The organism is Leisingera sp. ANG-Vp, assembly GCF_000813725.1.
Classification (GTDB): domain Bacteria; phylum Pseudomonadota; class Alphaproteobacteria; order Rhodobacterales; family Rhodobacteraceae; genus Leisingera.
Genome location: NZ_JWLD01000123.1, coordinates 1 through 5,026, shown reverse-complemented (window position 1 = coordinate 5,026; position 5,026 = coordinate 1). Strand labels below are relative to the sequence as shown.

Here is a 5,026-nt window from a genome sequence, read left to right as displayed (position 1 = left end):
CCCGCCGGGCTGCGCGCCGCCCTGACCGCCGCGGAGGCTGGCCGGGACGTGATCCTGGCTGAGCAGGACTTTGAACTGGGTGGCGATCTGCTGAACGATCCCGCCGCCGAATCCCAGCGCCTTGCCTTGATCCAGGCGGTAGAACACGCAGGTGTGCGGATCATGAGCCGGACCACGGTTTTCGGTCTTTACGACAATGGCACCGCAGGCCTGGTGGAGCGGGTGACCGATCACTTGCCGGCGCCTGAGCCCTACCAGCCGCGGCAGCGCTTCTGGACCGTGCGGACAGGGGCCACCGTGCTGGCCACCGGGGCGATGGAACGTTCGGTGGCCTTTGCAGGCAACGACCGCCCGGGCGTGATGACCGCCGCCGCAGGACGGGCCTATCTCAACCGCTATGGCATTCTGCCGGGGCAGCGGGTGGTGATCGCCACCACCAATGACAGCGCCTATCAGACTGCCGCGGACCTGGCCGCAGCCGGGGCAGAGGTGGTGCTGGCCGATGCCCGCCGTCAGCCGGGCTGCGAGGTGCCATCGGGTGTCACGCTGCACCGGGGGCTGGCACCGCTGGACGCTAAGGGTGGGAGCGGCATCAAGGCGCTGCAGCTGGCGCGCCGGAGCGGCAGCGGCTGGCAGGCGGCGGGCACCGAGGCCTGCGATCTGCTGCTGGTTTCCGGCGGCTGGTCGCCGGTTGTGAACCTGGCCTCGCACCGCGGGGTCAAACCGGAGTGGGACGCCGGGCAGGCTTGTTTCCTGGCGGGCGGCTGCGAAGAGCCGGTATTCATGGTGGGCGCTGCCGCGGGCATCTGGGCGCACGACGCCTGCGAGGCCTCCGGCGAGGCGGCAGCTAAGCACGCCATGGGCCAGGAAGCCATGCAGCCTGCGCCCGGCGGCTGGGACAGCCCGATTGAGCCGCTTTACGAAGTTCGGCTGCCCGGCAGCAAGGCCAAGGCTTTTGTCGACCCGCAGCACGATGTGACCGGCGATGACGTGCGGCTGGCGCATCAGGAAGGCTTTGTCTCGGTTGAGCATCTGAAACGCTACACCACGCTGGGTATGGCCACCGACCAGGGCAAGATGGGCAATATCATCGGCCTGGCGCTGATGGCGGAGGCCCTAGGCAAGGAGATCCCGGCAGTGGGCACCACCCGCTTCCGCCCGCCCTATACGCCGGTTGCGATCGGTGCGCTGGCAGGGCGCAATGTGCACGGCCATTTCAAGCCGCTGCGCCGCACGCCGCTGCACGACTGGAACCTGCGCCATGGCGCCACCATGACCGACGCAGGCCTGTGGCACCGGCCCTGGTACTTCGCCAAGGATGGCGAAACCATCGCCGAGGCCTATGTGCGCGAAGCCGCCACGGTGCGCGAAACCCTTGGCGTCTGCGATGTCAGCTCGCTGGGCAAGATCGCGGTGCAGGGGCCGGATGCGGCGGAGTTCCTGAACCGCGTCTATACCAATGGCTTTGCCAAGCTGGCGGTGGGCAAGGCACGCTACGGCATCATGCTGCGCGATGACGGCATGGTGATGGACGACGGCACCACCTGGCGGCTGGCCGAGGATGACTTCCTGATGACCACCACCACCACTGGGGCTGGCAAGGTCATGGTCTGGCTGGAGGAGCTTCTGCAAACCCGCTGGCCGGAACTGCGGGTGCATCTGACCTCCGTTTCCGATCAATGGGCCGGGGTTTCCATTGCAGGCCCCATGTCCCGCGAGGCCCTGGCCGCTTGCCTAGCTGATCCCGGGGCAGTCTCGAACGAGGCGCTGCCGTTCATGGGGGTTGCCCCGGTTGCACTGGCCAACGGCATCCAGGGGCTGATCGCGCGGATCAGCTTTTCGGGCGAACTGGCCTTCGAACTCTACGTGCCAGCCGATCATGGCGAGCCGATGATGGATCTGCTGTGGGCAGAGACCAAACGTCTGGGCGGCTGCCTCTATGGCCTGGAGGCGCTGGGGACCCTGCGCATCGAGAAAGGCCATGTTACCGCAGCCGAGCTGGATGGCCGCGTGACCATCCATGATGCCGGCCTGGGCAAGATGGCCTCGGCCAAGAAAGCCTTCATCGGCAAGGCGCTGCAGGGCCGCCCCGAACTGACCCGCGAAGACCGGCCCCGGCTGGTTGGGGTTTTCCCCAAGGACCGCAGCCAGGCCTTCAATGGCGGCGCGCTGCTGTGCAAGCCGGATGAGATCAGCGGCTTTGGTGAAGGCTGGGTGACAGCGGTGACCCATTCCCCTGCGCTCGGCCACTGGATCGGGCTGGGCTATATCGCAGGCGGGCACGAGGCCTGGCCGGGGCAGGCGGTGACGGCGGTTGACCCGGTGCGCGGCACCCCGGTCGAGGTCGAGATTGTCTCTCCCCATATGTTCGACCCTGAAGGAGAACGGATGCATGTTTGATCAGGTCTTGGCGCTGCAGGAGCAGCCGCACCCCAGCCGAAGCGGCAAACCCGGGCCTGCTGGCGTTACGCTCAGCCTGCTCACAGGGGTCGCCCTGACGCAGATTGCCGCCTGGCCAGAGGCGCTGGCTGACGCCGGAACCGCCGCCGCCGGCGCCGCAGGCTGCGGCGCAGCACCGGGTCCGGGGCGGGCGGAGCAGGGCACAGCCGGCACACTGGTGCGGGTTGAGCCGCTGAAATGGTGGCTGCTTCAAAGCGCCGGTCATCTGCCGGCGGCGGTGCAGCCGGGGAATGCGGGCACGGTTCTTGACCTGTCCAGCGCCCGCACCCTGGTGCAGGTCTCGGGGCCGCAGGCCGAAACTTTGCTGAACCACTTCCTGCCGCTGGACCTGCGCCCGGCAGCCTTCCCCGAAGGCTCTGCGGCGTCGACTGCTTTTCACCATACGGGCGTCACTCTGTGGCGGACGGGGCCGGCGTTCATCCTGGCCTTGCCGCGCAGCTTTGCCGCTTCACTCTGGGAACTGCTGGCCGGCAGTGCCCTGCAATACGGGCTGAAAACGCGCGAAACCACCTTTTCACCTGCACCGGGAGACCAGGAATGACCCCTCGCATGTCTGTAAATGACCTTTTGGAAGCGGTGGCGCGCAACGCCGCGCTGCCGGATGAACTGGCCGAGGCGACGCCGCCGCAGGTCTATACTTCGCCGGAGTTCCTGGAACTGGAACTGGACGAAATCTTCAACCACGAATGGTTCTGCGTCGGCCGGGAAGATGAATTCGAAAACCCTGGCGACTACCGGGCCACCACCATCGGGCGCGATCCGGTGGTTGTCCTGCGCGACCGCGATGGCATTCTGCGGGCGATGTCCAACGTCTGCCGCCACCGCATGGCAACGCTGCTGGAGGGCTCCGGCAATATCCGCGGCCGGATCAGCTGTCCCTACCATGCCTGGACCTACAATCTGGACGGCCAGCTGATCGGCGCTGCCCATATGCGGGATAACTTCAACAAGAAGGAAGTCTGCCTGCCGCAGTTCCAGGTCGAGGTCTGGCAGGGCTGGGTCTACGTCTCTTTGGATCCTGAAGCTGCGCCGCTGGCGCCGCGGCTGGCGGGTCTGTCGGCGCGGCTGGAGAACTACCAGCTGCCGAAGTACCGCACCCTGTTCCGAGCGGAAGAGATCTGGGACACCAACTGGAAGATCCTGGTTCAGAACTTCACCGAGGGCTATCATCTGTTTGTCGCCCACGCCGAGACGATCGAGCCGGCTATGCCCACCAAATTGGCCAATGCGATGCATGGCGGCGCGGGGTACAGCCTGTATGAGCAGGGCCGCATTCCCGGTAAATCCTACGAGCGCAATTCAGATATGCAGGTGGACAACCCGCTGCTCACCGAGGACGAGCGTAACAAGGCCGTGCTGTCCGCGATCTTCCCATGCCATGTGATGTCGGTGGTGGCGGAACGCACCTTCTGGCTGTCGCTGCAGCCTTATGGCACGGACAAAGTCAAAGTGTTCTGGGGGGCTGATTACTACCCTGGCGCTGTGCCGCAGGATCCTCAGGAGCGTGCAGCCTATGCGGTAGAGCTGAAGGCGGGATTTGACCGTATCAACGAAGAGGATAAGCCGATCATCGGAGCCATCGCGCAAAACGCCAAGGCGCTGGCTGCAGCCCCGGGCAGGCTGTCTCCGAAGGAGCGCACGGTCTGGTACTTTCAGCAGTATCTTGCTGCACAGCTGTGCAAGAGTAACAATCCAGCAGAGGTGCCAGAGATGGAAACATCCTGAGCCCGCCCGACTCCGCCGGGTATCGAAGAACGTGGGCCGCGTGTCAGCGTCCCGGTCCGAAAAAGCCGCAGCACGGCCAGTTTAAGCTTATTGTCCGTCCGGACAGCTTTGGAGTGATGGCTGACTGAGGAACGGATTGGTCAGGCCCCGCTCTCCCGCGCGCTGGCAGCCAGGCGTCCAGGCTTGGCCCGCTGCTGGCTACTTGGTGAAACTGATGGGCAGACTGAGCCGGATTTGACTCGCCTGCAGCTTTTTGGGGGCCGGCGGGAACTTCCCGGCGCGGGAGACGGCTGCCAGGGCGGCCTGGTCAAAGGCGGAAATGCCAGAGGACTTTGCGATGCGGTAGTCCAGCAGCTGGCCGCTGCGGGAAACTATCAGGCGCACCACCACCCGGGCTTGGCCACGGGCGGCGGAGGGGTAGCGCTTGCGCCGCTCGATACGGGCCCGGATCTTGTTGCCCCAAACTGAGCGCAGCTTGGCCTCACGGCCGGAACTGGCGGTTGCCGTCTGCGCACCTCCCGACTGCCCGGCCTGGGCGCCACCGCCGGAATCGGCCGCCTGCTGACCGGCTTGGCCCGCTGCGTTCCGGCTGGAATTGGCATTGCGCGGCGGTACCTCGCGTTCTTGCGGCTTGGAAGGCGTTTGGGCCTTTGGAGGCGGCGGGGGCGGCGGCGCTGCGGTGTCTATTTGCAGATTGTCTGCAGCGGCTGGTTCGGTCATCGCGAGCCGCACAGCTGCCCGCGGCGCTTGCGGCGCGTCTATCTGCGGAAGCGCAGGCGCTGCGGCCTGCAGCGGCGGTTCAGCAGTTGCGGTTTCAATTTGCTCGATGGCTTGCGGCGGG

At 66.1% G+C, this 5,026-nt stretch carries 4 protein-coding genes; 3 read left to right on the top strand and 1 reads right to left on the bottom strand.

Annotated elements, in window-relative coordinates:
- The 3 genes from RA20_RS24255 to RA20_RS24245 all read left to right on the top strand — a co-directional run.
- On the top strand, positions 1-2,400 hold a 2,400-nt coding region (locus RA20_RS24255), incomplete at its 5' end, for a glycine cleavage T C-terminal barrel domain-containing protein (RefSeq protein WP_039135421.1).
- Positions 2,393-3,001, top strand: a complete 609-nt coding sequence (locus RA20_RS24250) for a sarcosine oxidase subunit gamma (protein ID WP_052249168.1) — start codon at positions 2,393-2,395, stop codon at positions 2,999-3,001. The genes RA20_RS24255 and RA20_RS24250, both read left to right, overlap by 8 nt.
- On the top strand, positions 2,998-4,185 hold the full coding sequence (locus tag RA20_RS24245) for an aromatic ring-hydroxylating oxygenase subunit alpha (RefSeq protein ID WP_052249167.1): 1,188 nt from the start codon (positions 2,998-3,000) through the stop codon (positions 4,183-4,185). Before RA20_RS24250 ends, RA20_RS24245 begins: the two co-directional genes overlap by 4 nt.
- 198 nt (positions 4,186-4,383) lie before the next feature.
- Here the strand turns inward: RA20_RS24245 and RA20_RS24240 are convergent.
- Positions 4,384-5,026: energy transducer TonB (locus RA20_RS24240; protein WP_039135418.1), on the bottom strand; the 643-nt coding region annotated here is incomplete at its 5' end.

Coding starts and splice junctions, on each gene's coding strand:
- RA20_RS24250 (WP_052249168.1), top strand. CDS start 2,393: ATGTTTGATCAGGTCTTGGCGCTGCAGGAGCAGCCGCACCCCAGCCGA.
- RA20_RS24245 (WP_052249167.1), top strand. CDS start 2,998: ATGACCCCTCGCATGTCTGTAAATGACCTTTTGGAAGCGGTGGCGCGC.